The organism is Pauljensenia sp. UMB10120 (assembly GCF_030212035.1).
Classification (GTDB): Bacteria; Actinomycetota; Actinomycetes; order Actinomycetales; family Actinomycetaceae; genus Pauljensenia; species Pauljensenia radingae_A.
In genome coordinates this window covers 1-26,411 of record NZ_JASODH010000005.1, presented here as the reverse complement: position 1 = coordinate 26,411, position 26,411 = coordinate 1, and the positions used below count along the sequence as shown (strand labels likewise).

General features: G+C 60.2%; 22 protein-coding genes, 1 tRNA gene and 1 other RNA gene. 18 read left to right on the top strand and 6 right to left on the bottom strand.

The window, feature by feature from the left end; all coding sequences use genetic code 11:
- Window positions 1–325: 325 nt before the first annotated feature.
- A tRNA-Arg gene (locus tag QP093_RS05970) sits at window positions 326–398 on the bottom strand.
- A gap of 66 nt (window positions 399–464) precedes the next feature.
- Complete coding sequence (gene ilvA, locus QP093_RS05965) at window positions 465–1,784, bottom strand: threonine ammonia-lyase IlvA (RefSeq protein WP_502929393.1); 1,320 nt, start codon at window positions 1,782–1,784, stop codon at window positions 465–467.
- 232 nt (window positions 1,785–2,016) lie between these two features.
- Between ilvA and orn the strand changes: the two genes are divergently transcribed.
- The 6 genes from orn (at window position 2,017) to rnpB (ending at window position 7,366) form a co-directional block, all read left to right on the top strand.
- Window positions 2,017–2,658, top strand: a complete 642-nt coding sequence (gene orn / locus QP093_RS05960; protein WP_285015560.1) for an oligoribonuclease — start codon at window positions 2,017–2,019, stop codon at window positions 2,656–2,658.
- 165 nt (window positions 2,659–2,823) lie between these two features.
- The gene (locus tag QP093_RS05955; protein WP_070725180.1) at window positions 2,824–3,321 is read left to right on the top strand and encodes a single-stranded DNA-binding protein; all 498 of its coding nucleotides are present in this window, start codon (window positions 2,824–2,826) and stop codon (window positions 3,319–3,321) included.
- 181 nt (window positions 3,322–3,502) lie between these two features.
- A complete protein-coding gene (gene ettA / locus QP093_RS05950) occupies window positions 3,503–5,185 on the top strand; it encodes an energy-dependent translational throttle protein EttA (protein ID WP_092648642.1) in 1,683 nt (560 codons plus the stop codon).
- Window positions 5,186–5,256: 71 nt separating this feature from the next.
- Window positions 5,257–6,105, top strand: a complete 849-nt coding sequence (locus tag QP093_RS05945; RefSeq protein ID WP_285015553.1) for a Nif3-like dinuclear metal center hexameric protein — start codon at window positions 5,257–5,259, stop codon at window positions 6,103–6,105.
- A complete protein-coding gene (locus QP093_RS05940) occupies window positions 6,102–6,833 on the top strand; it encodes a zinc ribbon domain-containing protein (protein WP_058236933.1) in 732 nt (243 codons plus the stop codon). The genes QP093_RS05945 and QP093_RS05940 overlap by 4 nt, the downstream gene beginning before the upstream one ends.
- A gap of 152 nt (window positions 6,834–6,985) precedes the next feature.
- An RNA gene (gene rnpB / locus QP093_RS05935) (RNase P RNA component class A) lies at window positions 6,986–7,366 on the top strand.
- Between the two features lie 5 nt (window positions 7,367–7,371).
- Here rnpB and map read toward each other — a convergent pair.
- Together map and panB are read right to left on the bottom strand one after the other, a co-directional pair.
- Complete coding sequence (gene map, locus QP093_RS05930; protein WP_285015551.1) at window positions 7,372–8,292, bottom strand: type I methionyl aminopeptidase; 921 nt, start codon at window positions 8,290–8,292, stop codon at window positions 7,372–7,374.
- 39 nt (window positions 8,293–8,331) lie between these two features.
- Window positions 8,332–9,186, bottom strand: coding sequence for a 3-methyl-2-oxobutanoate hydroxymethyltransferase (gene panB / locus QP093_RS05925; protein ID WP_285015549.1), 855 nt, complete (start codon window positions 9,184–9,186; stop codon window positions 8,332–8,334).
- Between the two features lie 176 nt (window positions 9,187–9,362).
- On the opposite strand from panB, the gene pheS reads away from it, so the two are divergent.
- From pheS to QP093_RS05875, 10 genes are all read left to right on the top strand, one after another.
- A complete protein-coding gene (gene pheS / locus QP093_RS05920; RefSeq protein ID WP_285015546.1) occupies window positions 9,363–10,448 on the top strand; it encodes a phenylalanine--tRNA ligase subunit alpha in 1,086 nt (361 codons plus the stop codon).
- A 2-nt stretch (window positions 10,449–10,450) separates the two neighbouring features.
- Window positions 10,451–13,105 (top strand): phenylalanine--tRNA ligase subunit beta, encoded by a 2,655-nt coding sequence (gene pheT, locus QP093_RS05915; protein ID WP_285015544.1) that lies wholly within the window; start codon window positions 10,451–10,453, stop codon window positions 13,103–13,105.
- A 181-nt stretch (window positions 13,106–13,286) separates the two neighbouring features.
- On the top strand, window positions 13,287–13,808 hold the full coding sequence (locus QP093_RS05910; protein ID WP_092648639.1) for a flavodoxin domain-containing protein: 522 nt from the start codon (window positions 13,287–13,289) through the stop codon (window positions 13,806–13,808).
- Between the two features lie 64 nt (window positions 13,809–13,872).
- On the top strand, window positions 13,873–14,934 hold the full coding sequence (argC, locus tag QP093_RS05905) for an N-acetyl-gamma-glutamyl-phosphate reductase (RefSeq protein ID WP_285015814.1): 1,062 nt from the start codon (window positions 13,873–13,875) through the stop codon (window positions 14,932–14,934).
- Window positions 14,931–16,127 (top strand): bifunctional glutamate N-acetyltransferase/amino-acid acetyltransferase ArgJ, encoded by a 1,197-nt coding sequence (argJ, locus tag QP093_RS05900; protein ID WP_285015538.1) that lies wholly within the window; start codon window positions 14,931–14,933, stop codon window positions 16,125–16,127. The genes argC and argJ overlap by 4 nt, the downstream gene beginning before the upstream one ends.
- Window positions 16,124–17,026, top strand: coding sequence for an acetylglutamate kinase (argB, locus tag QP093_RS05895; RefSeq protein WP_285015535.1), 903 nt, complete (start codon window positions 16,124–16,126; stop codon window positions 17,024–17,026). The genes argJ and argB overlap by 4 nt, the downstream gene beginning before the upstream one ends.
- Complete coding sequence (locus QP093_RS05890; RefSeq protein WP_285015533.1) at window positions 17,023–18,276, top strand: acetylornithine transaminase; 1,254 nt, start codon at window positions 17,023–17,025, stop codon at window positions 18,274–18,276. The genes argB and QP093_RS05890 overlap by 4 nt, the downstream gene beginning before the upstream one ends.
- Window positions 18,276–18,794 carry an arginine repressor gene (argR, locus tag QP093_RS05885; RefSeq protein ID WP_058236925.1) on the top strand — a complete coding sequence of 173 codons (519 nt, stop codon included), beginning with the start codon at window positions 18,276–18,278 and terminating at the stop codon, window positions 18,792–18,794. Before QP093_RS05890 ends, argR begins: the two co-directional genes overlap by 1 nt.
- Window positions 18,795–18,836: 42 nt before the next feature.
- Window positions 18,837–20,075 (top strand): argininosuccinate synthase, encoded by a 1,239-nt coding sequence (locus QP093_RS05880; protein ID WP_285015530.1) that lies wholly within the window; start codon window positions 18,837–18,839, stop codon window positions 20,073–20,075.
- A gap of 193 nt (window positions 20,076–20,268) precedes the next feature.
- On the top strand, window positions 20,269–21,864 hold the full coding sequence (locus QP093_RS05875) for an O-antigen ligase family protein (RefSeq protein ID WP_285015528.1): 1,596 nt from the start codon (window positions 20,269–20,271) through the stop codon (window positions 21,862–21,864).
- On the opposite strand, the gene QP093_RS05870 is transcribed toward QP093_RS05875, so the two are convergent.
- Window positions 21,770–22,999 (bottom strand): arginine deiminase, encoded by a 1,230-nt coding sequence (locus QP093_RS05870; RefSeq protein WP_058236922.1) that lies wholly within the window; start codon window positions 22,997–22,999, stop codon window positions 21,770–21,772. The two genes, QP093_RS05875 and QP093_RS05870, sit on opposite strands and share 95 nt — an antisense overlap.
- Before the next feature lie 91 nt (window positions 23,000–23,090).
- On the opposite strand from QP093_RS05870, the gene argH reads away from it, so the two are divergent.
- Window positions 23,091–24,566 carry an argininosuccinate lyase gene (gene argH, locus QP093_RS05865; protein WP_285015524.1) on the top strand — a complete coding sequence of 492 codons (1,476 nt, stop codon included), beginning with the start codon at window positions 23,091–23,093 and terminating at the stop codon, window positions 24,564–24,566.
- Between the two features lie 121 nt (window positions 24,567–24,687).
- A complete protein-coding gene (tyrS, locus tag QP093_RS05860; protein WP_058236920.1) occupies window positions 24,688–25,956 on the top strand; it encodes a tyrosine--tRNA ligase in 1,269 nt (422 codons plus the stop codon).
- Between the two features lie 243 nt (window positions 25,957–26,199).
- Here tyrS and QP093_RS05855 read toward each other — a convergent pair.
- A partial coding sequence (locus tag QP093_RS05855) for a hypothetical protein (RefSeq protein WP_285015519.1) occupies window positions 26,200–26,411 on the bottom strand: 212 nt, incomplete at its 5' end.

The following is a 26,411-nucleotide window of genomic DNA, read 5'->3' as shown; positions in this document are numbered from 1 at the left end:
GAGGTAGCAGCGCCCTGGTTACGGTCAGTGAAGCGAGTGCCAGTCAACCGGTCAAGGTAGGAATCAACGGGTCAAGGTCATCGCGCTGTCTGGAATCAACCAGTCAAGGTATGAGCGGACGATTCGGACTGAACACTTATCAGCGACAGTGACTTTCCCGCACTATTATGCGGATCTTGAATAGTGAGACGTGGCAGTAGTGGTCTCTTGCCTTGACCGGTTGACGAAAAGCCCCTTCGTTTACCTTGACCGGTTGACGCACATTGTCTGTTGTGCAACACGCCAGCTGAACTGGTGTCGGCACTACCAGTCGCTTCACGAAATGCGCCCCCGACAGGACTCGAACCTGCAACCTAAGGATTAGAAGGCCTTTGCTCTATCCATTGAGCTACGGGGGCTACTCGCATAAGGATAGCGTGCCTGCACCCTCGGGTGTGAATACAGGCAGGTGAAGTGGTCTCACTTCACACCAGCAGACGGAAAATCTCCGAATCCGGAGCAACTTCTTCGACATGCAGGGGAGAGGCTTCCATCCGTGTGCGCAACCGTTCAATGTCTGCCGGATCGCTCAGATCGATCCCCACCAACGCAGGCCCGGTCTCGCGATTGTTCTTCTTCGTGTACTCGAAATGCACCACGTCATCACCTGGACCCAACACTTCTGACAGGAACAGGCGCAACGCACCCGGCTGCTGCGGGAAGGTCACAACAAAATAGTGCCGCAGCCCCTCATGACGCAGCGAGCGTTCCACCACTTCCGCATAACGGCTCAAGTCATTGTTGCCACCGGACACGACACAGACAATGGATCCCTCATCGCTGCCCGTGAGCTCAGCGCGCCGTTTCGGATCGGTCAGCAACGTGCGAGCAGCCGTGCTGGCCAGCGCCCCCGCAGGCTCAGCAATGATGCCGTCAGTTTGATACAGAGACACCATCTCCGTGCACACGGCCCCTTCGGGCACCGACACAAGAGAGGACACGTTTTCCTGCGCCAGCTGGAACGGCAAGGTTCCCACTGTCCCGACAGCGGTCCCGTCAACAAAGGAATCAACACGATCCAGCGCGGTAGGGCCACCCTCGTCAAAGGCGCGCTGCATCGAGGCAGCGCCGTCCGGCTCCACACCAATGACACGCACGTCAGGACGCAGATGGCTGAGCGCTGTCGCAATCCCCGCGATGAGGCCACCGCCCCCGACAGGCACCAGCACGCAGGACGTGTCAGCAGGGATCTGCTCGGCCAGTTCGACACCGATGGTGCCTCCGCCCGCGATTGTTCCTGGATCATCGTAGGGGTGGACATATTCGCGTCCCGTGACGCGCGCAGCCTCCGTCGCCAAAGCGTTCGCACGGTCAAAACCGCCATCCACGATGACCTGTTCCACCCATTCGCCTCCGATGGCGGCGATACGTTCACGTTTCTGACGCGGCGTGGTCGACGGTAGATAGATGGTGCCGCGTACGTTCAGGTGCGCGCATGCGAACGCCACACCCTGAGCATGGTTACCGGCCGAAGCGCACACCACACCCTGTTGACGCGACTGCGCGCTCAGTGCACTCATCTTCGCGTACGCGCCGCGCACTTTGAATGAGCGGCACACCTGCTGATCCTCACGCTTGAGCAAGACGGGCACGCCCAGTTCCTGCGTCAACCGTTCCGACACATCCAGCGGCGTGTGCTTGACGACGTCTTTCAGGGACAGGCTGGCACGCATAATGTCATTGAGCGTCACTGTCAATGTGTCGTTGAGTTCTGAATGTGGCGGTACGTGCTGAGATGATGCCACGGCAACGCTCCTTCCATCTGCGTGTACAAGTTGTTTGTGGGTTCAGTGTATTCACCTGTGTGCCGATTCGGAGAGGCTGTCCACGTGTACGACACTCCGCAGCAGGTCGCGGCAGTCGCCCTTGTTTGCCTCGACAATCCGGACGGTCCCTGTGGCCCTGAGCGTCCGCTTGACCATCCGCACACCCGAGCTAGTCACCCGCATTCCCGCGCGGGTCACTACACTGGGAGACATGACGAAGCAACTGAAGAATCCACTGGTGTGGATCGACTGCGAAATGACCGGTCTTGACGTGGCGCATGACGCCCTGATCGAAGTGGCGGTCGTGATCACCGACGCGAGCCTGACCGTCGTGGACCCCGGAATCGACATTCTGATCCAGCCCTCTGAGGAGGCGCTGAATCACATGGACGACTATGTGCGCAACATGCACACACAATCCGGCCTGCTTGACGAGCTCAAGGACGGCATCGCGTCGATGGAGGAAGCCGAGAGCATCGTCCTGGACTACATCAAGAAATTCGTCCCTGTGTCGGGTCGCGCCCTGCTGGCCGGGAACACGGTCGGAATGGATCGCCTGTTCCTGAGCGCGAACATGCCACGCGTCATCGACCACCTGCACTACCGCATTATCGACGTGTCCTCCATCAAGGAACTCGCCAAGCGCTGGTACCCGTGCGTTTACGAGTGCTCACCTGAGAAGCATGGGGGCCACCGCGCACTGGCCGACATTCGTGAATCCATCCAGGAACTTGAGTACTACCGTCGCGCACTTTTCCCTTCTGACCAGGGACCCAGTCGTGAAGACGCCCAGAAGATTGCCGGCGAGGTTGCCGCTTTGGGCATTGTCGAGGGTGCCACCCAGCAGAATTGACGAGGGGAACACCCTATCCACAGTTCACTGCCAGCCCGCCGTTGTCCACAGGGATGCGGCGGGCTGAGTGCGTGTCCACAGATTGCCCGCGAAGCCTTTGGACAAGGGCCTGGCGCGGTGAGGATTGTCCTACGGCACAGGGCCGATAACACGAAAGGACAATTCATGAGCGCGAATATGACAGTGACATTACGCGGACGCATCGGAACGGACGTGAAGGAAATCAGGACTGCGACGGGGCGAACGACCACACGTTTCCGGCTTGCCACACCGCGTTGGCGCATCAACGATCGGGGAGAATTCGATGAGCAGGAACCCCAGTGGTACACGATCCGCGCATGGGACAAGCTCGCACACAATATGTCGACCTCATTTGCCAAGGGGCATCCCATCGTGCTGACTGGACGGCCCAGCGTTAATGCGTGGAAAGATGCGGCGGGTGAGGTTAAGAGCGAACTGGTTATTGTGGCGCACAGCGCCGGGCACGACCTGAACTACGGGTGGTCGCACTTCGATAGGCCAAAGGAATCACGGCCAGAGGGAGAAGCAGAACGTGACGACGGAGGCACGGGAAACCTTCAGATCCGGACCTCGCGCGATGATGGCGGCGATGCGGTCACAGCAGATGCTCCAGCGCCCCAGATGGTAACGGCAGCGGTGTAAGGGAGGCGGTGCGAACGGAGCACTGTATGTAGGGAGCTGCGTCAATGCGGCGAATCGGCGGGCAGTGCGCTTGTGGTGAAAATCAGCCATTTCGGGTTATCTCACGTTGACCGTGGGTGGGCTTCGTGCCGTAGCATGGAGTGACACGAAGTTGACGAGTCCCTTCTTGAAATGGAGAACTGTGGCTGAGTACATATACCAAATGATCAAAGCGCGCAAAGCTCATGGCGACAAGATCATTCTTGATGACGTATCCATGTCGTTCTTCCCCGGAGCGAAAATCGGCATGGTTGGTCCTAACGGTGCTGGAAAGTCATCGATCCTCAAGATCATGGCGGGTCTGGATGAGCCAAGCAACGGCGAAGCACGTCTGACACCCGGTTACACAGTGGGCATCCTCGAGCAGGAACCCCAACTCGACGACACGAAAACCGTGTTGGAAAACGTGCAGATGGGTGCCAGGGAAACGTTCGACAAGCTCGCGCGTTTCAACAAGATCTCTGAGGAGATGGCTGACCCGGACGCCGACTTTGATGCGCTCATGGAAGAAATGGGCAAGCTGCAAAGTGAGATCGACGCTGCAAACGCGTGGGATATCGACTCCCAGCTGGAGCAGGCCATGGACGCACTGCGCTGCCCGCCTGCCGATCAGGATGTGAAGGTTCTTTCCGGTGGGGAACGTCGTCGCGTGGCGCTGTGCCGTCTGCTGATCGAAGCTCCTGACCTGCTGCTGCTGGATGAGCCAACGAACCACTTGGATGCCGAGTCCGTGCAGTGGCTGGAAAAGCACCTGTCCACGTATGCCGGCGCGGTGATCGCAGTGACCCACGACCGCTACTTCCTTGACCACGTAGCCGAATGGATCGCTGAAGTGGACCGCGGTCACCTCTACCCCTATGAGGGCAACTACTCCACCTACCTGGAAACGAAGGAAAAACGCCTGAAAGTCCAGGGACAGAAGGATGCGAAACTGGCCAAGCGGCTGCGTGAAGAGCTCGACTGGGTTCGTTCCAATCCCAAGGGACGCCAAGCCAAGTCACGAGCCCGTCTGGAACGCTACGAAGAGATGGCTGCCGAAGCGGAGCGCACACGCAAGCTTGACTTTGAGGAAATTCAGATCCCGCCAGGGCCTCGTTTGGGCTCTATCGTGATCGAGGCAAACAATCTGCACAAGGGCTTCGGTGACCGTGTCCTCATCAATGACCTGTCGTTCTCACTGCCGCGCAACGGAATCGTCGGTGTGATCGGTCCGAACGGTGTGGGCAAGACAACTCTGTTCAAGACCATTGTTGGGCTTGAACCGCTGGACGGGGGAGACCTCAGGATCGGTGAGACCGTCAAGATCTCATACGTCGACCAGAACCGTGCGGGCATCGATCCGGACAAATCAGTGTGGGAGGTTGTCTCAGATGGCCTCGACTTCCTGGAAGTCGGCAACGTTGAAATGCCGTCGCGAGCCTACGTGTCCGCATTCGGATTCAAGGGACCGGACCAGCAGAAGCCGTCAGGCGTGCTTTCCGGTGGTGAACGCAACCGCCTGAACCTGGCGCTCACGCTCAAACAGGGCGGCAACCTGCTCCTGTTGGATGAGCCGACCAACGACCTCGATGTGGAAACACTTGGATCACTGGAAAACGCGCTGCTCGAATTCCCCGGGTGCGCGGTGGTTGTCACCCACGACCGTTGGTTCCTCGACCGCGTTGCCACGCACATCCTCGCGTGGGAAGGCACGGAAGAAAACCCTGCGAAGTGGTACTGGTTCGAAGGAAACTTCGAATCCTACGAGAACAACAAGGTGGAGCGTCTTGGTCTTGACGCAGCCCGCCCGCACCGCGTCACGCACCGTCGTCTCACGCGCGACTGAGGAGAGCGTCAAACTGACACACCTCGTCCCACCTTGTGCACATCGCATGCCAACACGCTTAGGGTAATTCCATGACTACAACGTGGACTGTGAGCGATGTCGTTACTGTGATGGATCGGTGGTATCCACCCGAAACGGCACAAGAGTGGGACAAGGTAGGCCTCATTGTGGGAGATCCCTCACGCGAGGTGCGCCGCATTCTCATTGCCGTTGATCCCGTGGCAGCGGTAATCGACGAAGCTGTGAGCAATGAGGTCGACATGATCATCACACATCATCCGCTGTATCTGCGAGGCGTGTCGTTCCTACCTGAAAGCGACCCGAAAGGGCGCGTCGTCTCCACACTCGTACGTGGCGAGTGCGCACTGTTCAACGCCCACACCAATGCCGACATCGCCTATCGGGGAGTCGCGCATGCTTTGGCAGACCTGCTGGGACTGGAACGCACGCAGCCGCTGGACCCCTCGGGACGTGACCGCGACGGCCGCTCAGTGGGACTGGGGCGCGTCGGAACCATAGAGCCGGTGACCCTACGTGACTTTGCGCAGCGAGTGGCATCTGCATTGCCTGCCGGTCCGCACGGCCTGTTCGTGGGCGGAGACCTGGAATCAACCGTCGCGCGTGTGGCGGTGTCAGGCGGTGCAGGTGATTCCCTGCTTGAGCAGGCACGCGCATCCGGTGCCGACGTGTTCGTCACCGCTGATCTGCGCCACCACCCCTCGTCCGAACACCTCGAAGGCGGAGCGCCTGCACTGATCTCAGGATCCCATTGGGCGACCGAATGGCCGTGGGTTCCGGTGCTCGCGCAACGACTCAGCGAGCAAGCCGAGGCGGACAACGTCTCCGTCGACATTACAGCGTCTACCATAGTGACAGAACCATGGACGGCTCACATGCAGACAACCGGAGGAACTCAGTGAAGGCATCACCTGAAGATCAACGCTCGCTACTCGAGTTGCAGTCATTGGATCGCGCCATCATGAAGATGCGACACCAGCGTGACACACACCCGGCGCACGCCAAGCTGCGTGAACTTGCCGGACGGGCAGAGGACCTCAAGCGTGCTGCGATCAACCAGAGTGCAGTGATAGCCGACACGAAACGTGACGTGGCGCGCATCGAAGCGGACATTGAGCGAGTCAACACACGCAAGAGTGCCCAGGAAGGACGCATCGAACGCAATGAAGTTCCCCTGCGCGACATTAACGCAATGGAACACGAAATCGCCCAGATGCGCACCCGGCTCAACAGCCTCGAAGAAGACCAACTTGAAGTTGAAGAACGCCTCGAAGCTGCCCAAAAAGCACAAGACGACATGATCCGCGAAGCACAGGCGTTGACGCAGGACGTGGAAGCAACCAAGAAACAGTTCGAAGATGATAACGCGCAGTCTGACCTCGAACTGGCTGACCTGGAGTGCAAGAGAGCTGACCTGAATGACTCGCTGCCCTCTGACCTCATCGCCGAATACGACTCGGTCTGGCAGCGGCACAGCCCCTTCGCCATCGTGGAGGTGCGAGGCGGCGTCGTCACAGGAGCCACCGGCGAAATTTCGCCCGCCGAGTTGCAGCAGATAAATGCATTGCCCGCAGACGAGGTGTACTGGTGCGTCGACACCGGCCAGATAGTGGTGCGAACCGACGCCTAAACGTCGCCCCGGCCACGCGCGGTTCTTGCCTGACCGCACGCTATTCCACCCCGCCCCCGCACGATATCACCCGACAGTGCGCCGTCCCCTGAAAATCACACCGATCGAAGTAGGCCCTGGCGCCGCGCGCGTCGTAGACTCGAGGATGCAGATGAGTCGGCCGGGCGGCCGCGGCACCGCGTGATGCGGTGACGAGGAACGTCCGGGCTCCACAGGGCAGGGTGATGGCTAACAGCCACCCGGGGAAACCCGCGGGAAAGTGCCACAGAAACAAGACCGCCGCTGGCGCGAAGAACACTTCGCACCAGCGGTCAGGGTGAAAAGGTGGGGTAAGAGCCCACCAGTAGGCCAGGTGACTGGTCTAGCTAGGTAAACCCCACCCGGAGCAAAACCGAGCAGCAAGTACGAGCGGCCCGCTCCACGCTTGCGGGTAGGTTGCTTGAGGCCAGTGGCAACACTGGTCCTAGAGGAATGGTCGCCGCTGCCGACTTCGGTCAGCAGGACAGAACCCGGCGTACAGGCCGGCTCATCTGCACTCTCACGCGTCCGACGGCAGCGTCAAGATGTCGGCGCCATCTTCGGTCACCACGATCGTGTGCTCGAACTGCGCGGTGCGGGAACGATCGGCCGTGACAACAGTCCAGTCATCATCCCACTGCTCCCATTCGACAGTGCCCAGCGTCAGCATCGGCTCAATGGTGAACACCATGCCCGGCTCCATCACCGTGTCATACAGTGGTGCAGCATCATAGTGCGGAATGATCAAACCCGAGTGAAAGGCTTCACCCACGCCGTGTCCGGTGTAATCGCGCACCACGCCGTAGTCAAAACGCTTCGCATACACCGAAATGACACGTCCGATCACGTTGATCTCACGGCCAGGTTTGACCGCCCGGATCCCACGCATCATCGCTTCGCGTGTCCTCTCACTGAGCAGACGCGACTCCTGATCAACATTTCCCACCTCAAACATGGCGCAGGTGTCACCGTGGACACCCTCGTAAAACGCCGTGATATCGACGTTGACAATGTCGCCATCTTCGAGGGGGCGATCATCAGGAATGCCGTGGCAGATGACCTCGTTGATGGAAGTACACAGCGACTTCGGATACCCCATGTAACCCAGGCATGACGGGTAGGCGCCAGCACCGACAATAAAATCATGTCCGATGCGGTCGAGCTCATCGGTTGTCACACCGGGGCGAACCGCCTCACCCACGACACGAAGCGCATCGGCGGCAATGCGGCCAGCGTGGCGGATCCGTTCCACAGTGTCCGCATCCTTAATATCCGAGGCAGTGACGTTTTCAGGGCCATCGTGGAACATGTACTCGGGGCGTTCAATCGACTCAGGCACCGAGCGCATGGGGGAGATACGTCCGGCAGTCAGATTGCCCAGCGGCGCGCGACGCGCATTGGCAGATGCCGGAATACGACCAGAATTGTCAGAACTACTCATAGCCCTAGCCTAGATCTTTTGCCGACCAGTGCTGGGATGTCACTGCTGGTGATAATTCTCCGGAGCAGGAAATGTGCCATCTTCCACACTTTCCACATACTCGGCAGCAGCCGCCGTGATCTCACGCCCGATCTGCGCGAAACGATGGACGAACGAGGGAACCCATTCCTGCATCCCCACCATGTCCGACCACACCAGTACCTGCCCATCGGTGTGCGGGCCAGCACCGATACCAATAGTGGGAATCTCCAGCGCAGCAGTGACGTCAGTGGCCACGTTGTCAGGCACCATCTCCAACACAACGGCAATCGCACCGGCATCCTGCAAAGCCAGCGCGTCAGCAATCATCGCATCGCGCTGATCGCCACGGCCACGCATACGCGGACCGCCGATCGTGTTCTCTGATTGCGGCGTGTACCCCAGGTGCCCGACGACGGGAATACCGGACTGGCTCAGTAGTCGGACAGCTTCCACACGCGGTCGGCCTCCCTCGAGTTTGACCGCATGGGCACCAGCGCGCATCAATTGGGAAGCCGATTCAAACGCCTGCTGTGCACTGGCCTCGTACGTTGCGAACGGAAGGTCTGCCACAACCAGGGCGCGGCGTGTGGAACGTGCCACTGCTGCGGTCGCTCGAACCATGTCGTCCAACGTGACGCGCAACGTGGAGTCATACCCCAACATCACGTTGCCGTAGGAATCACCCACCAGCAGCATGTCAACACCTGCCGCATCCAGTAGCGGGGCAATAAGCGCATCATAAGCTGTCAACATCGTGAGTTTTCGGCCCTGTTGCTTAGCTTGAGCAAGGTGATGGACGCGAACTTTTTTCGGTTTCGTCGGCGCGGGGACCGTGTCAGCGGCCGCAGCGTCGGAGGGCGCAAGTGAACTCATATCTGTAGCCTAGACGCTTTCGTCAGTGCACCGGGCTTACACGCGATCGCGCTCAGTGAACTGTCCAGCCAATGGCGACGAATGGGCGGACTCGCTTCGACGGCTAATATGGGGGAAGAGGAAACGTGGAGTTTTCCCATATGACCGATTGTCAATTTCGACCGAGGAAGCAGGATATGGCTGACTGTGCTCCTGAGCTCAATCCGCTTGACGGTGAAGCGGTGAGCGCCCTCGTCACTGATGCGCTGGCGCGTATCGGTGAGGCGAGTTCGCTGGCCCAACTCAAGACCGTTCGCACCCAGGTGATGGGTGATCAGGCACCCCTGATCCAGGCTAACCGCACGATCGGGTCACTGGACCCCGCTGACCGTGCGCAGGCAGGCAAGACACTGGGCGGTGCCCGCAAGCAACTCGCCACTGCGCTGTCCGAACGTGAATCAGTGCTGCGCGACGAAGAGGAAGCCCGCGCGCTGGAGACGGAAGCCGTGGACGTAACGGTGCCGACCGGGCGCCAGAGTCTGGGCGCGCGTCACCCTCTGGAAACCTTGATGGAGGAAGTGGCCGACCTGTTTGTGTCGATGGGATGGGACATCGCAGAAGGCCCGGAAATCGAGCACGAATGGTTCAACTTCGATGCGCTGAACTTCGACATTGACCACCCGGCTCGCCAGATGCAGGACACCCTCTATGTCGATGGCCGCTCCGTCGGTGGCGACCACGAGGATGACGGTCACCTGGTGATGCGCACGCACACCTCGCCAGTTCAGGCCCGCTCCATGCTCGCTCGCGGTGTTCCGCTCTACGTCGCATGCCCCGGTAAGGTATTCCGCTCCGACGCGCTCGACGCGACACATACACCTGTTTTCCACCAGGTTGAGGGTCTGGCAGTTGATCGCCACCTGACGATGGCGCACCTGAAGGGAACGCTGGATCACTTTGCGCGCCAGATGTTCGGCCCTGACGCGCGCACGCGGTTGCGCCCCAGCTTCTTCCCTTTCACTGAACCGAGCGCCGAGATGGATCTGTGGTTCCCGCAGAAGAAGGGCGGCCCCGGCTGGATTGAATGGGGTGGCTGCGGCATGGTCAACCCAAACGTGCTGCGCGCCTGCGGCGTCGACCCTGACGAGTATTCCGGTTTCGCATTCGGCATGGGTATTGAACGCACGCTCATGCTGCGTCACGGCATCGCTGACATGCACGACATCGTCGAGGGAGACGTGCGCTTCTCCCAGCAGTTCGGACTCAACGGAAGGGGACACTGAACATGCCTATGGTTCCATTGTCGTGGCTTCGTGACCACGTAGAAATTCCCGCCTCCGTGACGGTTCCGCAACTGGCCGCAGCGCTGGTGAAAGTGGGCCTGGAGGAAGAAACAATTCATCCCGCCCGCGTGACGGGCCCGCTTGTCGTAGGCAAAGTGCTCACACGCGAGCCGAAAGAACAATCCAACGGCAAAGTCATCAACTACTGCCGAGTCGATGTCGGCCAGCACAACGACGAGCCGGGAACTGGGAAAGAGCCATCTGACCTGCCCAGTCGCGGCATCATCTGCGGTGCTCACAATTTTGATGTGGGCGACCTGGTGGTCGTCAGCCTGCCGGGCGCAGTTCTGCCCGGCCCCTTCGAGATCTCTGCCCGCAAAACCTACGGTCACATCTCTGACGGCATGATCTGTTCGGAGCGCGAACTGGGCCTCGGGGAGGACCACAACGGCATCCTCGTTCTGACCGACAAGTTCGATGCCGACCAGATCCCCGCTCCCGGATCAGATGTGATTCCACTGCTGGGACTGGGGGAAGAAGTCCTCGAAATCAATGTCACTCCGGACCGCGGCTACTGCTTCTCCATGCGTGGCGTGGCGCGCGAATACTCCCACTCAACGGGAGCAACCCTGACTGATCCCGGTCTGCCCGATGGCCTTGACCTGCCCGAACACTCCGACTCAGCTTTGAGCGTGGAAGTTGAGGACAAGCGCCCGATCCGCGACCACGTCGGGTGCGACCGCTTCGTTACACGCATCGTGCGCGGCGTCGACACGCACGCTCAGACGCCCAAATGGATGGTGGAGCGCCTGGAGATGGCAGGCATGCGCTCAATCAGCCTGCCCGTCGACGTCACCAACTACATCATGTTGGATCTGGGCCAGCCGATGCACGCTTACGACCTTGGTTCTGTGGCAGCACCCATCGTGGTGCGCAGAGCTGAAAAAGGTGAGCATCTCGTCACCCTCGATGGTGAAGATCGCGCACTGAACGACGAAGACCTGCTTATCACGGATTCTCCGCAAGGCCAGCATGGATCGCGAATTATAGGACTTGCCGGAGTGATGGGTGGCCTCGACTCTGAAATCACTGAGGGGACAACAGACCTGGTCCTCGAAGCTGCGCACTTTGATTCCATTTCAATTGCGCGCACGTCCCGACGCCACTTCCTGGCCTCTGAAGCCTCGAAGCGTTTCGAACGCGGTTCGGACCCGGCGATTCCGCCCGTCGCGATTGCCCAGGCATGCGCGCTGCTTGAAGAATACGGCGGGGGACAGGCTGACCCCTACGTGTTCGAGGTCAATACCGTGCCCGAAGCTCGACCGATCGACATGAAAGTGAGTGAGACGCAGCGCCTGACCGGACTCGAATTGCCTCCGGCACGCATTCGCGAACTGCTGGAAACAATCGGCTGCCAGGTTCATGGCGAGGACAGCGAGGCCCAATGGCAGGTGACACCTCCGAGCTGGCGACCTGACCTGACCGGGCCTGCCGACCTGGTCGAAGAGGTCGCGCGCTTGCACGGATACGATGAGATCCCGTCAATCCTGCCGCAAGCCCCTGCTGGACACGGCTTGACCACGGCGCAGAAGGCTCGCCGTGACGTCGCACGCGTCCTGGCCAATGCTGGACTGACCGAGGTAGAGTCCTACCCCTTCATGTCCACTGCTGCCCATGACCGCCAGCAGCTGGCTGCCGATGACCCGAACCGTCAGGCAGTGCGCCTGCGCAATCCGCTGGCCGACGATGCGCCGCTGCTGCGTACACGCATCCTGGACACGCTGCTCGATGTTGCCGGACGCAACATGTCACGTGGTATGAACCACATCGCGGTCTTTGAGATTGCGAAGGTTGTGCGCCCGGCAGGAACGGTTCCATCCGATCTGCCGTCCGCTGAGCAGCGTCCCTCTGCCGAGGTGGAAGCTCAGCTCCAGGCCGGCGTTCCCTCGCAGCCGTGGCATGTGGGAGCAATCTTGTGCGGAAATGCCACAGGTAACGGGGTGTTCGAGCAGCCCCGCGTCTACGACTGGGCCGATGCCATCGACCTCGTCTGGCGCGTCGCACAGTCACTGGGCGTCAAGGTGGAAACAGCACGCGGCTGGCTTCCTGAATCTACCCCTGTGCACAAGGGGCCGCCGATGCCTCAAGCGAGTAGTGACCCGCACGCAGTGGCACCGTGGCATCCAGGCAGGATGGCGCAGGTTTTCGTCCGCAACGGCAAGATACTGACTGTTGTGGCGCGAGCCGGCGAACTTCACCCGCGTGTATGTGAGGCATTCGGTTTACCCAAGCGCTCATGCGCGCTGGAGCTGGACGTCGACGCGCTGGTGGCGCATATGGCGGAAGAACCAATCCAAGTGAGCGGCGTGTCAACGTTCCCGGTGGCAAAAGAAGACTTCGCACTGGTTGTCGCCAATGATATTCCCGTTGCTCGCGTTGCTCAGGTGATTCGCCAGGCGGCAGGTGCCCTGGCCGAAGAGGTATCCCTCTTTGACATTTACGAGGGCGACCAGGTTCCCGACGGTCACCGCTCGCTGGCCTTCACTGTGAAATTGCGTGCCGATGATCGCACTCTGAGTGCAGATGAGGTTACGCGCACACGCAACGACATCATTTCTCGCACAGGTAAGACGCTCGGGGCGCAACTTCGCGCATAACAAATGCGCGAATCGTGATCAGTGCGGCCGGTGCGTGAAGCGCTGGCCGCACTTGCGCATACGCGTGTGCTCGGGCGTTAGTCCTGCTCAGAGTCTGAAACGTATGCGCAGCAGGGCAGAATTTGCGACTTCTTGAACGATTCGGCTCACATTGGCGCGCCAAAGCGTCCATACTGGGATTATGAAAATCCTCGTCACTGCTTCGTCAAAACATGGTGCAACCCGTGAGGTTGCCGAACGTATCTCTGACCGTCTGCGCTCGCACGACCTCGATGTCGAGATGATCAATCCGGAGGACGTGAAATCTCTGGAGTCCTACGACGCTGTTGTGTGCGGCTCAGCCGTGTACATGACGCAGTGGATGGCGCAGGCGAACGATTTCATGGAGCGTTTTCGCCCGAACCTGCTGTCGATGCCAGTGTGGGCTTTTTCAGTGGGCCTGTCCGGGGTGCCGAAGCATTCGCTGCAGGACCCCTCGCGCATTGGCCCGGTGCTGATGAAGGTGCCGATAGTCCACCACCAGAAGTTCCCGGGTCGCTACGACCCCTCGCGCCTGTCACTGCGTGAGCGCACTATCGCGCGCCTTGCCGGTGCGGTCGAGGGCGATTTTCGGCCGTGGGACGAAGTGGATCAGTGGGCAGATGAGATAGCACAGGATCTGAAGTCGGGTAATACGGCACCGCAGGAGTCGGACGCTCAGTAGCCTTGGTGTCCATATAGAGGACACCCGTTATGCAAATTATGCATGACTGTGTATAGTCATGCATATGAATTTTCGGGCAGCTATTGCAGGAGTATCGGGATACGCAGGAGGCGAAATCGCACGCCTCCTTACCGCGCATCCTGACATCACGCTCAGCATAGTTACGGGAGCATCTTCCGCCGGCAACACCCTGGCACAGATGCATCCGAACATCACCGGGCCCCAAGGTGCGCTGGTGATCCAGGAAACAACAGCCCAGGCTCTCGGCGGCGTTGATGTGATTTTCCTGGCCCTGCCACACGGACACTCCGCCCGACTTTCCGATGAACTCGCACGCGCTGGCACGTCAGCACTGATCATCGACTGCGCTGCCGACCATCGACTGACCGATGCAGACGAATGGCATCGCTACTACGGCACCGACGCAGCCGAACCGTGGACCTATGGAATGCCAGAATTGCTGCACAGCGGCGAAACACAGATGACACGTCAACGCGACGCCCTCGCACACGCCTGTCAGATCGCCGTGCCCGGCTGTAATGCGACAGCAGTCACCCTGGCAATACAGCCAGCCATCGCCGCGCACATCGTCGAACCGACCCTATGCGCCACCTTGTCAGTGGGTTATTCAGGTGCCGGCCGATCACCCAAACAGCATCTGCTGGCCTCCGAGGCACTCGGCGCGATCGTGCCTTACGGCGTGGGAGGAACCCACCGGCACATCCCCGAAATCATCCAGAACCTGCGCATCAGCGGGGCGGACGACGTTCGCCTGACATTCACGCCCGTTCTGGTCCCCACAGCTCGCGGCATCGTGGCGACAGTGGTGGCACCGCTGCACGCATCCGTCAGTGCAGATGACGTGGCCCACGCCTACAGCATCTACGATAATGAGCCGCTGATCGGTGTCAGCCACGAGGCACCCTGGCCGTCCACTGCGCCCGTCAACGCGACCGGCTGTGCCCTCGTCAATGCAGTGATTGACGAACGTGCCCACAGTCTTGTCACTATCTGCGCACTTGACAACCTCGGTAAAGGAACTGCGAGTGCAGCCATCCAGAGCGCAAACCTTGCGCTCGGCCTGCCTGAACTGACCGGAATCCCCACCATTGGAGTGACACCATGAACCAGACAGCACCATTGACCGGCGTGACAGCACCTCAGGGATTTCTCGCATCAGGGGTTCACGCAGGGATCAAAGCCAGCAGTAACCGTGACGTCGCCCTCGTCGTCAACACCGGACCGACCGAGCTTCGCGCCTCGGCAGCAGTCTTTACCTCCAACCGTGTCGCCGCTGCTCCCGTCCATCTTTCCCGCGCACACTTCGCCGCGGGCACTGTCAGTGCCGTCGTGTTGAACTCCGGGGGAGCGAACGCCTGCACGGGTGAGCAGGGCGCACGTGACGCCCAACAGATGGCCGACCACGTCGCGCAGGCACTCAGCCTGGCCGACAGCATGCAGGTCGGTGTGTGCTCCACCGGTTTGATCGGTGAGCTGCTGCCGATGGAGGCAGTAATCAGCGGAATTGATATGGCGGTGGGCGAACTTGCTGATACGCCTGAAGCGGGAGCCAACGCTGCCGATGCCATCCGAACCACCGATACCGTGAACAAGACGATCGAGATTCATGCAGACGGCTACACGGTCGGAGGAATGGCGAAAGGTGCAGGTATGCTCGCGCCGGCACTGGCGACCATGCTGTGCGTCCTCACTACCGATGCAGTCGTTGACCAGCGTGAACTTGACGCCGCCTTGCGTGAAGCGGTCCGCACGACGTTTAACCGCGTGGACTCAGATGGATGCCGCTCCACCAATGACACCGTCATTGCACTGGCTTCTGGAGCATCCGGTCACCGCGCCGATGCACAGGAACTGACCGCACATCTGCGCAGCGCCTGCGCCACGCTGGCACGCCAGCTCATTGCGGACGCCGAGGGCGCCACTCATGACATCGACATCACCGTGCGCGGTGCGCACAGTGAAGAAGCCGCCGAGATTATCGCCCGGGCCGTCGCGCGATCGAACCTGCTCAAGGCCGCAATTTTCGGCAATGACCCGAACTGGGGGCGTGTCCTGTCAGAAATCGGCACAATCCCTGAAGAGGTCGCACCATTTGACCCGGACGCCATTGACGTGAGCTTCAACGGTGTGCAGGTCTGCCAGGCAGGAGGAGTGGGGCAGTCGCGAGACCTCGTCGACATGACGGATCGGCAGGTCAATATTGAGGTCGATCTGCACAATGGTTCAGCCAGTGCCACCATCATCACCTCCGACCTGACCTACGACTACGTCCACGAGAACAGCGCGTACTCATCATGACCACACTGACCGCGCGGGATAAGACCGCTATTTTGCTGGAAACAATGCCGTGGCTGCGTCACCACCGCGGCAAGTATGTCGTGATCAAGTATGGCGGCAATGCGATGGTGGACGACTCACTCATGCACGCATTTGCCCAGGATGTCCTTTTCTTGCACCAGTGGGGTGTCAAGCCGGTCGTCGTTCACGGCGGTGGTCCTCAGATCAACCAGATGCTGTCCCGGGTGGGCCTCGATGCGCCCTTCACCAAAGGGCTGCGGGTCACCACCGAGGACGTCATGGAGATTGTGCGCATGGTGCTGATTGGAAAAGTACAGCGCGAACTGGTCAGCCTGCTTAACGTTCAGGGTTACCAGGCCATCGGACTGGCAGGAGAAGACGCGGGTCTGTTCCAGGCTCAACGCACACCCGCATGGGTCGATGGTGAAGCCGTTGATATTGGATTGGTGGGAACTATTACCCACGTCAACGCCCAGCCACTGATGGCGCTGGTGGATTCGGGTTTCATCCCGGTAGTCTCCTCCGTGGCACCCAACCAGGATGCGCCATCTGGAGTGCTCAACATTAACGCCGATTCTGCTGCAGCAGCACTGGCTGGCGCGATCGGTGCTGAAAAGCTCATCATGTTGACCGACGTGGAAGGACTCTACGCAGACTATCCGGATCCAAACTCTCTGATCAGTCGCCTCTCGCGCAGTGAACTGGCCGCCCTCGTTCCCACCCTTGATTCGGGGATGGCGCCGAAGATGACTGCTGCGCTGGCCGCCCTCGAACAGGGTGTGCCGCGTGTCCACGTCATCGACGGCCGCCAGCCGCACTCCATGCTGCTGGAAGTCTTTACTGACGAGGGCGTCGGAACGATGATCACCGCTGACGGAAATGAAGGGGAGGATCAATGACCTGGGAAAATCGCTACCATGAGGCGCTCATGGACACATTTGGACCTCCTCAGCGTATCCTCACGCGTGCACAGGGCTGCACGGTTGTGGACGACACCGGAGCAGAGTACCTGGACCTGCTGGGCGGAATTGCCGTCAACGTGCTGGGACATTGCCACCCGGCCATTGAGCGCGCAGTGAGTACGCAACTGGCAACACTGGATCACGTCTCCAATTTCTTTGCCACACCGCCGCAGATTGAACTGGCCGAACGTGTTCTCGGCATCGTGTGCGCGGACGCCGTTCCAGACGGATCACGTGTCTTTTTCACCAATTCGGGTACGGAGTCCAACGAGTGCGCCATCAAAATGATCCGCACCTGGGGCAACAGGAAGATCGACGAGGGTACCAAGGGCTTTTCTGCCGACACGACACCTCGCATCATTGCGTTGACTGGCGCATTCCACGGACGCTCAGCGGGCGCACTCTCAGTGACTTGGAAAGAGGCTTACCGCACGCCATTTGCACCGTTGCTCGAAGGAATCGAATTCATTGAGCCGAACAATATGGACGCACTCGACCGCCACCTGACCCAAGGCGTGGCAGGCATCATCGTTGAGCCCATCCAGGGAGAAGCAGGCGTCTACCCGCTCAGTGATGAGTACCTTCAGGCCGTGCGTCGGCGCTGCAATGAGATCGGCGCACTGATGGTCGTTGACGAAGTACAAAGCGGCATGGGACGCACCGGACAGTGGATGGCGCACCACCACGCAGGAATCACGCCCGACGTCGTCACTCTCGCCAAAGGACTAGGTGGAGGCATGCCGATTGGAGCCTGCGTCGGTATCGGCCAGGCTGGATCGATCCTCACCCAGGGAATGCACGGCACGACTTTTGGCGGCAACCCGGTGTGCGCCGCCGCAGGCCTGGCCGTCATCGACACCATCGAAAACGATGCGTTGCTGGCAAACGCCCTCACACTGGGTAAACAGTGGCGCGCCGAACTGCGTGAGGCAGGCGGAGCGGCGGTGCGCGAGGTGCGCGGACGCGGCCTGCTTATTGCGGTCGAATTTAATGAACCGTGCGCCAGTGCGCTTGTGCGCCATGCAGCTGACGAAGGATTTATCATTAATGCGCCAAACGCCCATACAATCCGTCTGGCACCACCGTTAACGCTGTCAGACCAGCAGGCTCAGTCCTTCACTGAGACTCTGCCTGCATTGGTTCACAGCGCCCGGCAGACACTCGGCCACGCACACAAGGAGGACTGATGACAGACCACGCCGGCCCTGACACGCAAGGCATCCCGTCGTCACGCACCGCTCGACGCGGAGCCATTGTGGACATCCTTGCCGATCAGCAGATCTCCTCTCAGAAGGAACTGCGTGAAGCACTGGCCGTGCTGGGTATCGAAACGACGCAGGCCACTTTGTCACGTGACCTCGTGGAGATGCACGCCACGAAGATTCGCACGGCCTCAGGTAAACAGATCTATTCAGTGCCGGACCTGGACGGGGAACAGACGCGTCGTGGAGAAGAATCACTGGCGCGCCTGGAGCGATGGGCTCAGGACCTGCTCGTTGCAGTAGACACCGCCGGCACATTCCTGGTTGTGCGCACACCAGTGGGCGCAGCCAACCTGCTCGGATCAGCCATCGACACCGCGCGGCTCGAGGGAGTCGTTGGCACCGTGGCAGGAGATGACACTATTTTCGTCGCATGTCGCAGCACTGAGGACGCCGTGGAACTTCAGTCAACACTGATCGCACTGGTCGAGCCTCGCCAATAAGCGTGAATCATTCGAGTACGACAATCAAAGGGTAGAAACGAAATGAGTGAACACAAGGACCGCGTTGTACTGGCCTACTCCGGTGGGCTTGACACCTCTGTTGCAATCGGCTGGATCGAACAGCAGACAGGTATGGAAGTGGTTGCCGTTGCCGTTGACGTGGGGCAGGGCGGCGAAGACCTGGAGGTGATCCGCCAACGCGCCCTCGACTGCGGTGCCGTGGAAGCATACGTCGCAGATGCGAAGGAAGAGTTTGCTTCCGACTACTGCATGCCCGCGCTGAAAGCCAACGGACTGTACCAGGGGCGCTACCCCCTCGTATCTGCGCTGTCACGCCCGCTGATCGTTAAGCACCTGGTGCGCGCCGCACGGCAATTCGGCGCCACCACCGTGGCACACGGCTGCACCGGCAAAGGCAACGACCAGGTCCGCTTCGAAGTATCCCTCACATCGATGGCTCCTGACCTGAAAACGATCGCTCCCGTGCGCGACCTCGCGTTGACCCGCGACGTGGCCATCGACTACGCCAACAAGCACAATCTGCCCATTGAGACGACGAAACACAATCCCTTCTCGATCGACCAGAACGTGTGGGGTCGTGCCATCGAAACAGGGTTCCTTGAAGACATCTGGAACGCGCCGACCAAGGACGTGTACAACTACACCGACGACCCGACCTACCCGCCACTTCCTGACGAGGTAGTCATCACCTTCGAGCAGGGTGTCCCCGTCGCCATCGATGGGCGTGCCGTGACTCCTCTGGAAGCCGTTCAGGAAATGAACCGCCGCGCTGGCGCGCAGGGCATCGGCCGTATCGACATTGTCGAGGACCGCCTGGTGGGCATCAAGTCGCGTGAAATCTATGAAGCACCAGGAGCCGTGGCCCTGATCGCCGCTCACCAGGAGCTTGAAAACGTCACCGTCGAGCGCGAACTGGCACGCTACAAGCGCCGCGTGGACGAACGCTGGTCCGAACTCGTCTACGACGCGCAGTGGTACTCACCGCTCAAGAATGCGCTGGACGCTTTCATCGAGAACACGCAGACCTACGTCAGTGGTGACATTCGCATGACGCTGCACGGTGGGCGAGCAACGGTGACAGGTCGACGCTCCGACTCCTCCCTGTACGACTTCAACCTTGCGACCTACGAGACGGGCGATACCTTCGACCAGTCCCACTCGCGCGGCTTCATTGAAATCTACGGAATGAGCGCCAAACTGGCAGCAGCCCGCGACGTGCGTTTCGGACGCGGCGTGAACTTCGACGAGGACGCGCACTAGTCGGCGCTTCCTCTCGTGATCGAACCGTAACCGGATCGTTTCTAAAGAGCGTCCGACTCCTCATCGAACCGATTAGGACTTACCCCCGGTTTTTCGTACCCTCGTATTCTGAGGCATCGAAGCCGGGGGTTGTCCCTGCCCACGGCACGAACCTCCGCTTCTTCATTTCACCACCAGGTTTTCGAGGGGACACATGGCGCACCACCTTGCGATCGCATCCTCCTCGTCACGGCGTCTTCTTGACCGGACAGTGACGAGGGAGGCTTCCTCGGATGTGCGCCATCGTGAGCTGCGCGTCACCATGTCGTCTCCGCTGCGAAACGCCGGCTGGGCGCTCAGCACCTTGACGTGGTCAATTCGCAGAGCACGCCTGAATGCAACACTTCGGTGGGGTGCTCACGCCAACGAATACCTCGAACCCATGATTGCCTGGGTCTTTTTCCTGACATTCAGCGGAACGGGATTTCGCGCGCTGATCGGATGGGTCGGATACGGCATCATCGTCGTGCTGTCCGCAGCAGTATTCATCGCGATGTTTGTCATTGCGGGGCGGCGCGTGACGATCCGCCGTGTCCCGTGGACGATCGCGGCATTCCTACTGGTGTGCTGGATGTCAGCCCTGTGGGCCGAGTATCCGGGGATCTCAGCGTTAGCATCACTGGGCAGCACACTGAGCGCTCTCATTGGAATCATGATCGCCATCGCGGTGCCGCTGGAGCGCCTCATCGACGCGTTCGCCGCAGCGATGCGATGGTCGGTGGGAATCAGCCTGGTGATGGAGCTATGGTGCGCCATCTTTGTCGGCCATCCGATCGTTCCTGTGTGGCTGCGCGGCCAGAGTAATGTAGGCGCCACGCAGCTGTGGACTGAATCCGCGCTGTTCAGAGGTGGCCCCATCCAGGGGTTTGTCGGCAACCGCAACCCACTGGCCGCAATCGCACTGTTCGGCATCATCTGCACGGTGATTCAGCTCCGCGCGCGACGCATGAGCTCCAGGCGTGCCCTCACATGGTTCGCCCTGTACGCGGCGACACTGGCGCTGACACGGTCAGCTACCGTTTTCGTGGCGCTGCTGGCATGCGCCGGAGTTTTCCTGGTTGGAACCGTTCTACGGCGCGTGCGCGCGCACAGGCGGCAGCGCGTCCTGCGAATTTCGGCGATGGCTCTGCTGATCGTCAGCGTCGTCGGAGCGCTCCTGTACGCCCCGATCGCTGAGTTTATCGGTCGCGACGCAGACCTGACGGGACGCTCTGACATCTGGCGTGCAGTGTTTGAGCTGTGGAAACAACGGCCCATCGGCGGGTGGGGATGGGTCATGCTGTGGCCACCGTGGATCCCGATGTATCGCGATCTGGTAATCCGTCAGGACGGCGCGCCCACGCCTCACGCCCACAACGCATTCGTGGACGTGTCATTCCAGACCGGACTCATTGGCCTGGCCGTCTTCGTCATTGCCATCTGCGTCATCGGTATTCGCGTCTTGCGCGTCGCCATTCGCCGTATCGACGGTGACGTGTACTCGCTGGCACCGGCACTGATGATGACGGCCATTTTGGTGCAGTCCCTCACTGAATCGCGCCTCCTATTCGAAGGCACATGGATTCTGTTCGTCGCCCTGGCCACATGGCTGGTCGTCAGGGTCGAACAGGAAGACAGTGAAGTGGGCGTGGGGGTATTGTCCCTGCCGGTCCCGCCTAGTCCTGGTCAACGGGGTCGCGCACCACAGGACACGACATACAGCGCGGACCGCCGCGGCCGCGTCCCAGCTCAGCCCCCTGAATCTCGATGACATCGATGCCTGCGCGGCGCAACGCAGCATTACACAGCGGGGAACGATCATAGGTAATCACCTTGCCAGGTGCAATCGCTAGCGCATTGAAACCGTCATTCCACTGCTCGCGATCCACGTCGGAGAAGGTGCCATCCGGACTGATGAAACGCAACGAGCGGCCCATCAGCACTTCCAGTGCGCGTCGAAGATCGTAATGCATATCCTCGACGATCGGAGCGCCCCCATCGGGGCCGGGTCGCAACGTCATCGTGCGCACGTCACCCAAGCGCGGATACAGCAAGAAAGCATCCCGGTCGACCTGCGTCAACACTGTGTCCAAGTGCATGAAGGTACGCACATGTGGCAATACGACAGCCAGGACCGTGTGGGCGTGACCGGCCTCGAACATTTTGACAGCCAAGCGCTCAACACCTTGCGGCGTGGTGCGTTCCGACACGCCAAACACACCGATCCCATCGCCCACCACCAGAGCGTCGCCGCCCTCGGCACTGCGAATAGCACCTGATGTGCCGCGCGACCACCAGTGGAAATCCCAGGGGGCAAAACGTGGATGGTACTGGTAGATAACCGAATAGTGCAGCGATTCGCGCTCGCGCGCCAGACGTGACATCGAATTGACGGCCACACCACCGTGAATCCACGCAGACGCATCCCTCGTGAACAGGTGGTTTGGCAGGGGACGAATCAGGAAATCTTCATCTTCGAGCGTGCGTGTCACCAGCGAGCGCACAGGCGACACACTCTTCCACTCATCGACCGTCAAACCGTCCACACACATGGCGGTCAGGCGATCTGCCGACAGATCCGCCGTCCATTCGCGCAGCGCAGGGGTGAGCACCGGTCCGAGCCGGCGTTCATTGAGCGTGCGATCCAGTACCGCCTGGCGGGCCTGCTCGTGGTGCAGTGTCTGCGACAACAATGTGCGCAGCTTGTGCACCTCGATGCCTTCGCCCTCCATGACTTCGACGAACTGATCGTGCTCAGCTCGTGCACGGCCCGGATCCATCAGATCATCGAAAAGAAGCTCAGCATGATTGAGGGGAGTGAGCCGTTCGACTTCCTGACCGGGGCGGTGCACGATCACCTCACGCAGCCGACCGATCTCGGAATCAACACGGGGATTGACGTCCACTGTTCCTCCTCACATTGCTGCCGTGCTGAGTATATGCATTTTGTCTGTGTCGATGTTGGCATCGCGGCGTGCGAACAGGCATCATGAAACTATGAGCGCAAAATCGAAATCTGATGCAGCACCACGCCAATCGTCTCTCGCCCGTCCCGTCGCATTGTGGGGTGGACGATTTTCAGGCGGCCCCTCTCAGGCGCTTGCCAGATTGTCCGTGTCAACTCACTTTGACTGGCGGCTGGCCCAGGCTGATCTGGCCGGCTCGAAAGCTCATGCACGCGCCCTAAACAGAGCAGGGCTGCTGACCGACGAAGAACTGGACGGCATGGAATCCACCCTCGACGAACTCAGCGCAGAAGTCGCATCGGACGCCCTCGTACCTGACCCTGATGACGAGGACGTGCACACTGCGCTCGAACGCGCATTGATCGATAAAGCGGGCGCTGAACTGGGTGGGAAGTTGCGCGCCGGCCGCTCACGCAACGATCAGATCGCTACGCTCATCCGCATGTATCTGCGCGACGAGGCGCGACACATTGGAGCGCTGACACTTGACGTTGTGGACGCGCTGCTCGAACAGGCTCGCCTGGCGGGGGATGCGATCATGCCCGGACGCACTCACATGCAGCACGCGCAGCCCGTTCTGGTCGCCCATCACCTCGGCGCACATGTGTGGCCCTTACTGCGCGATGTGGAACGTCTGCGTGACTGGGATCAACGAGCTGCCGTCAGCCCGTACGGATCGGGCGCACTGGCAGGAAACACGCTGGGAATGGACCCACAGACCATTGCCGAGGAACTGGGCTTTACCGACAGTGTCGCCAACTCTATCGACGGCACAGCTTCGCGCGACGTGGTTGCAGAGTTCGCCTTCGTCATGACGATGATCGGAATCGACCTATCGACCCTGTGCGAAGAAATCGTCATCTGGAATACCCGAGAATTCGACTATGTGACTCTGGATGATTCGTTCTCCACGGGCTCATCGATCATGCCGCAGAAGAAGAATCCCGACGTGGCCGAACTGGGACGAGGCAAGGCCGGGCGCATGATCGGTGACCTGACGGCGCTGCTGAGCGTCCTCAAGGGAATCCCGCTGGCTTACGATCGAGACCTGCAGGAAGATAAGGAACCTGTCTTTGATCAGATCGACACGCTTGACGTGCTGCTGCCGGCCATTGCCGGAATGGTCTCCACAATGCGCCTGAACTTCGAGCGAATGGCGCAGCTTGCACCACAGGGTTTCTCGCTGGCTACAGATATTGCCGAGTGGCTCGTCAAACAGGGAGTGCCCTTTAGAGTGGCGCACGAACTGTCCGGTGCGTGCGTGCGCCAGGCAGAGGCACGAGGCGTGGAATTGTGGGACCTGACCGATGACGAATTTGCTGCGATCAGTGAGCACCTGACACCTCACGTGCGCGACGTGCTCAGTGTTGAGGGATCGGTTGCTGCCCGCAATGCCCGAGGAGGAACGGCGCCGGACCGGGTGCGCGAGCAGTTGTCCGAGGCGACCCGTCTGGCCAGCACGCATCGCGCCTGGATTCAGGAGGGCGTGGCGTCGTCTCGTTCGTAGTGGACACGTGTGACGAGGGTGGCCCGACCCGACTAAGCTAACCGCAGTAGGTGAACGCCTGCCTGGCGCGCGCCTGAGAGAAGAAAGCCAAAACGACCGCGATCATAAGGAGAGCAGAGCGGTGACACAGGATTTAGTGGACGAACTACAGTGGCGTGGGCTGATTGCTCAGCACACGGATTTGGATGCGCTGCGTGCGCACCTGAACGCTGGTCCGGTCACCTTCTATTGCGGTTTTGATCCAACTGCCGCCTCTTTGCATCACGGTCACCTGGTGCAGGTGCTTCTCATGCGGCATCTGCAAAACGCTGGCCACAAGCCGTTGGCACTGGTTGGTGGCGCAACGGGCATGATCGGTGATCCGCGCCTGTCCGGTGAACGCCAGCTTCAGTCACGCGACGTGGTGGGACAGTGGGCGGACAGACTACGCGCCCAGCTTTCGCAGTTCCTTGAGTTCGACGGGCCGGCCGCGGCACGCCTCGTCAATAACCTTGACTGGACCAGCCAGCTGTCCGCGATCGACCTGCTGCGCGACGTGGGCCAGTACTTCCGAGTCGGCACCATGCTGTCGAAAGATATCGTCGCTCGCCGCCTGAATTCTGAAGAGGGAATCTCGTTTACCGAATTCAGCTACCAGATCCTCCAGGCGCATGACTACCTGCAACTGTTCCGGAACTACGGCTGCACCTTGGAAACCGGCGGAAACGACCAGTGGGGCAACATGATTGGCGGTGTGGAACTGATCCGCCGAGTCGAGGGCGCCACCACGCATGTGATGACCACACCGATCATCACGAAGTCTGACGGCACCAAGTTCGGCAAGTCCGAGGGCGGCGCGATCTGGCTGGATCCTCAGATGATGAGCCCGTACGCGTTCTACCAGTTCTGGCTGCAGGTCGCGGATGAGGATGTCGTGAAGTTGCTGAAGGTCTTCACCTTTGATTCCCGCGAACGCATCGAAGAGCTTGCCCAGTCGGTTGCCGAGCGTCCACATCTGCGCGAAGGACAGAAGGAGCTGGCCGAAAAGGTCACCACGCTGGTGCACGGTGCAGATGCAGTCGCTCGCGTGCAGGCTGCGACAGAAGCGCTGTGGGGCAGAGGAGATCTGCGTGAAGTTGACGAAGAGACGCTGGTTGCTGCGACTGGCGAACTACCATCCGGTAGCATTCGCGTTGGCCATGACACGATTGTGGATGCCTTGATTGCGTCGGGCCTGGAGAAAGGCCGCTCTGCTGCGCGCCGTACCGTCGCATCCGGTGGTGCGTATCTGAACAATGTCAAGGTCGAAGACGAAGACGCCCCGATTGAAGCATCAGACCTGCTCGCCGGCGGTCTGGCGCTCATTCGACGAGGGCGCCGCAACCTTGCTGTTGTGCATGCCAATCAGTGAACAAGTGCTGACTGAACCGAGGTGCGTGCAGGTGGCCGTGAACCGGCCTGAACGCGATGCTTGCCACTGACACGGCACGGCTTAGCGCACGTTGAGAATGTCGAGTGGCGAATCGACGATGCCAGCTGGCGTATTGAGAACATCGACCGGCGCGATGAGAACGTCAACGAGCGTGGTGAGAATGTCAATCGGTACGTGAGACCTGACGAAGGGCCGGGATCTGTGATGCAGATCCCGGCCCACTCATTTGACAGATCGCCCGATTGTTCGTAGAGTATTTTCTTGTCGCCCGGGCGGTGCTGATTGTTTGTGGTTGGTGTTGTTTGTGGTGGTTGTCCCGCGTTTGTGGCCTTTTGTTTGGGGTTGTGGGCGTGTGGGGGTGTTGTTTGTGAACTCGATAGTGTGTTTGTTTTGTTGATGCTTGTTTTTGTTTTTTGAGTTTTTTTGGTTGGGAT

Excerpts from the sequence above, each read along its gene's own strand:
- map (WP_285015551.1), bottom strand. The coding sequence starts at position 8,292 with ATGAGTAGTTCTGACAATTCTGGTCGTATTCCGGCATCTGCCAATGCG.
- pheT (WP_285015544.1), top strand. The coding sequence starts at position 10,451 with ATGCCTATGGTTCCATTGTCGTGGCTTCGTGACCACGTAGAAATTCCC.
- argJ (WP_285015538.1), top strand. The coding sequence starts at position 14,931 with ATGAACCAGACAGCACCATTGACCGGCGTGACAGCACCTCAGGGATTT.
- argR (WP_058236925.1), top strand. The coding sequence starts at position 18,276 with ATGACAGACCACGCCGGCCCTGACACGCAAGGCATCCCGTCGTCACGC.
- QP093_RS05955 (WP_070725180.1), top strand. The coding sequence starts at position 2,824 with ATGAGCGCGAATATGACAGTGACATTACGCGGACGCATCGGAACGGAC.
- QP093_RS05890 (WP_285015533.1), top strand. The coding sequence starts at position 17,023 with ATGACCTGGGAAAATCGCTACCATGAGGCGCTCATGGACACATTTGGA.
- QP093_RS05880 (WP_285015530.1), top strand. The coding sequence starts at position 18,837 with ATGAGTGAACACAAGGACCGCGTTGTACTGGCCTACTCCGGTGGGCTT.
- pheS (WP_285015546.1), top strand. The coding sequence starts at position 9,363 with ATGGCTGACTGTGCTCCTGAGCTCAATCCGCTTGACGGTGAAGCGGTG.
- argH (WP_285015524.1), top strand. The coding sequence starts at position 23,091 with ATGAGCGCAAAATCGAAATCTGATGCAGCACCACGCCAATCGTCTCTC.
- QP093_RS05945 (WP_285015553.1), top strand. The coding sequence starts at position 5,257 with ATGACTACAACGTGGACTGTGAGCGATGTCGTTACTGTGATGGATCGG.
- argB (WP_285015535.1), top strand. The coding sequence starts at position 16,124 with ATGACCACACTGACCGCGCGGGATAAGACCGCTATTTTGCTGGAAACA.
- panB (WP_285015549.1), bottom strand. The coding sequence starts at position 9,186 with ATGAGTTCACTTGCGCCCTCCGACGCTGCGGCCGCTGACACGGTCCCC.
- QP093_RS05875 (WP_285015528.1), top strand. The coding sequence starts at position 20,269 with ATGGCGCACCACCTTGCGATCGCATCCTCCTCGTCACGGCGTCTTCTT.
- QP093_RS05910 (WP_092648639.1), top strand. The coding sequence starts at position 13,287 with ATGAAAATCCTCGTCACTGCTTCGTCAAAACATGGTGCAACCCGTGAG.
- orn (WP_285015560.1), top strand. The coding sequence starts at position 2,017 with ATGACGAAGCAACTGAAGAATCCACTGGTGTGGATCGACTGCGAAATG.
- argC (WP_285015814.1), top strand. The coding sequence starts at position 13,873 with ATGAATTTTCGGGCAGCTATTGCAGGAGTATCGGGATACGCAGGAGGC.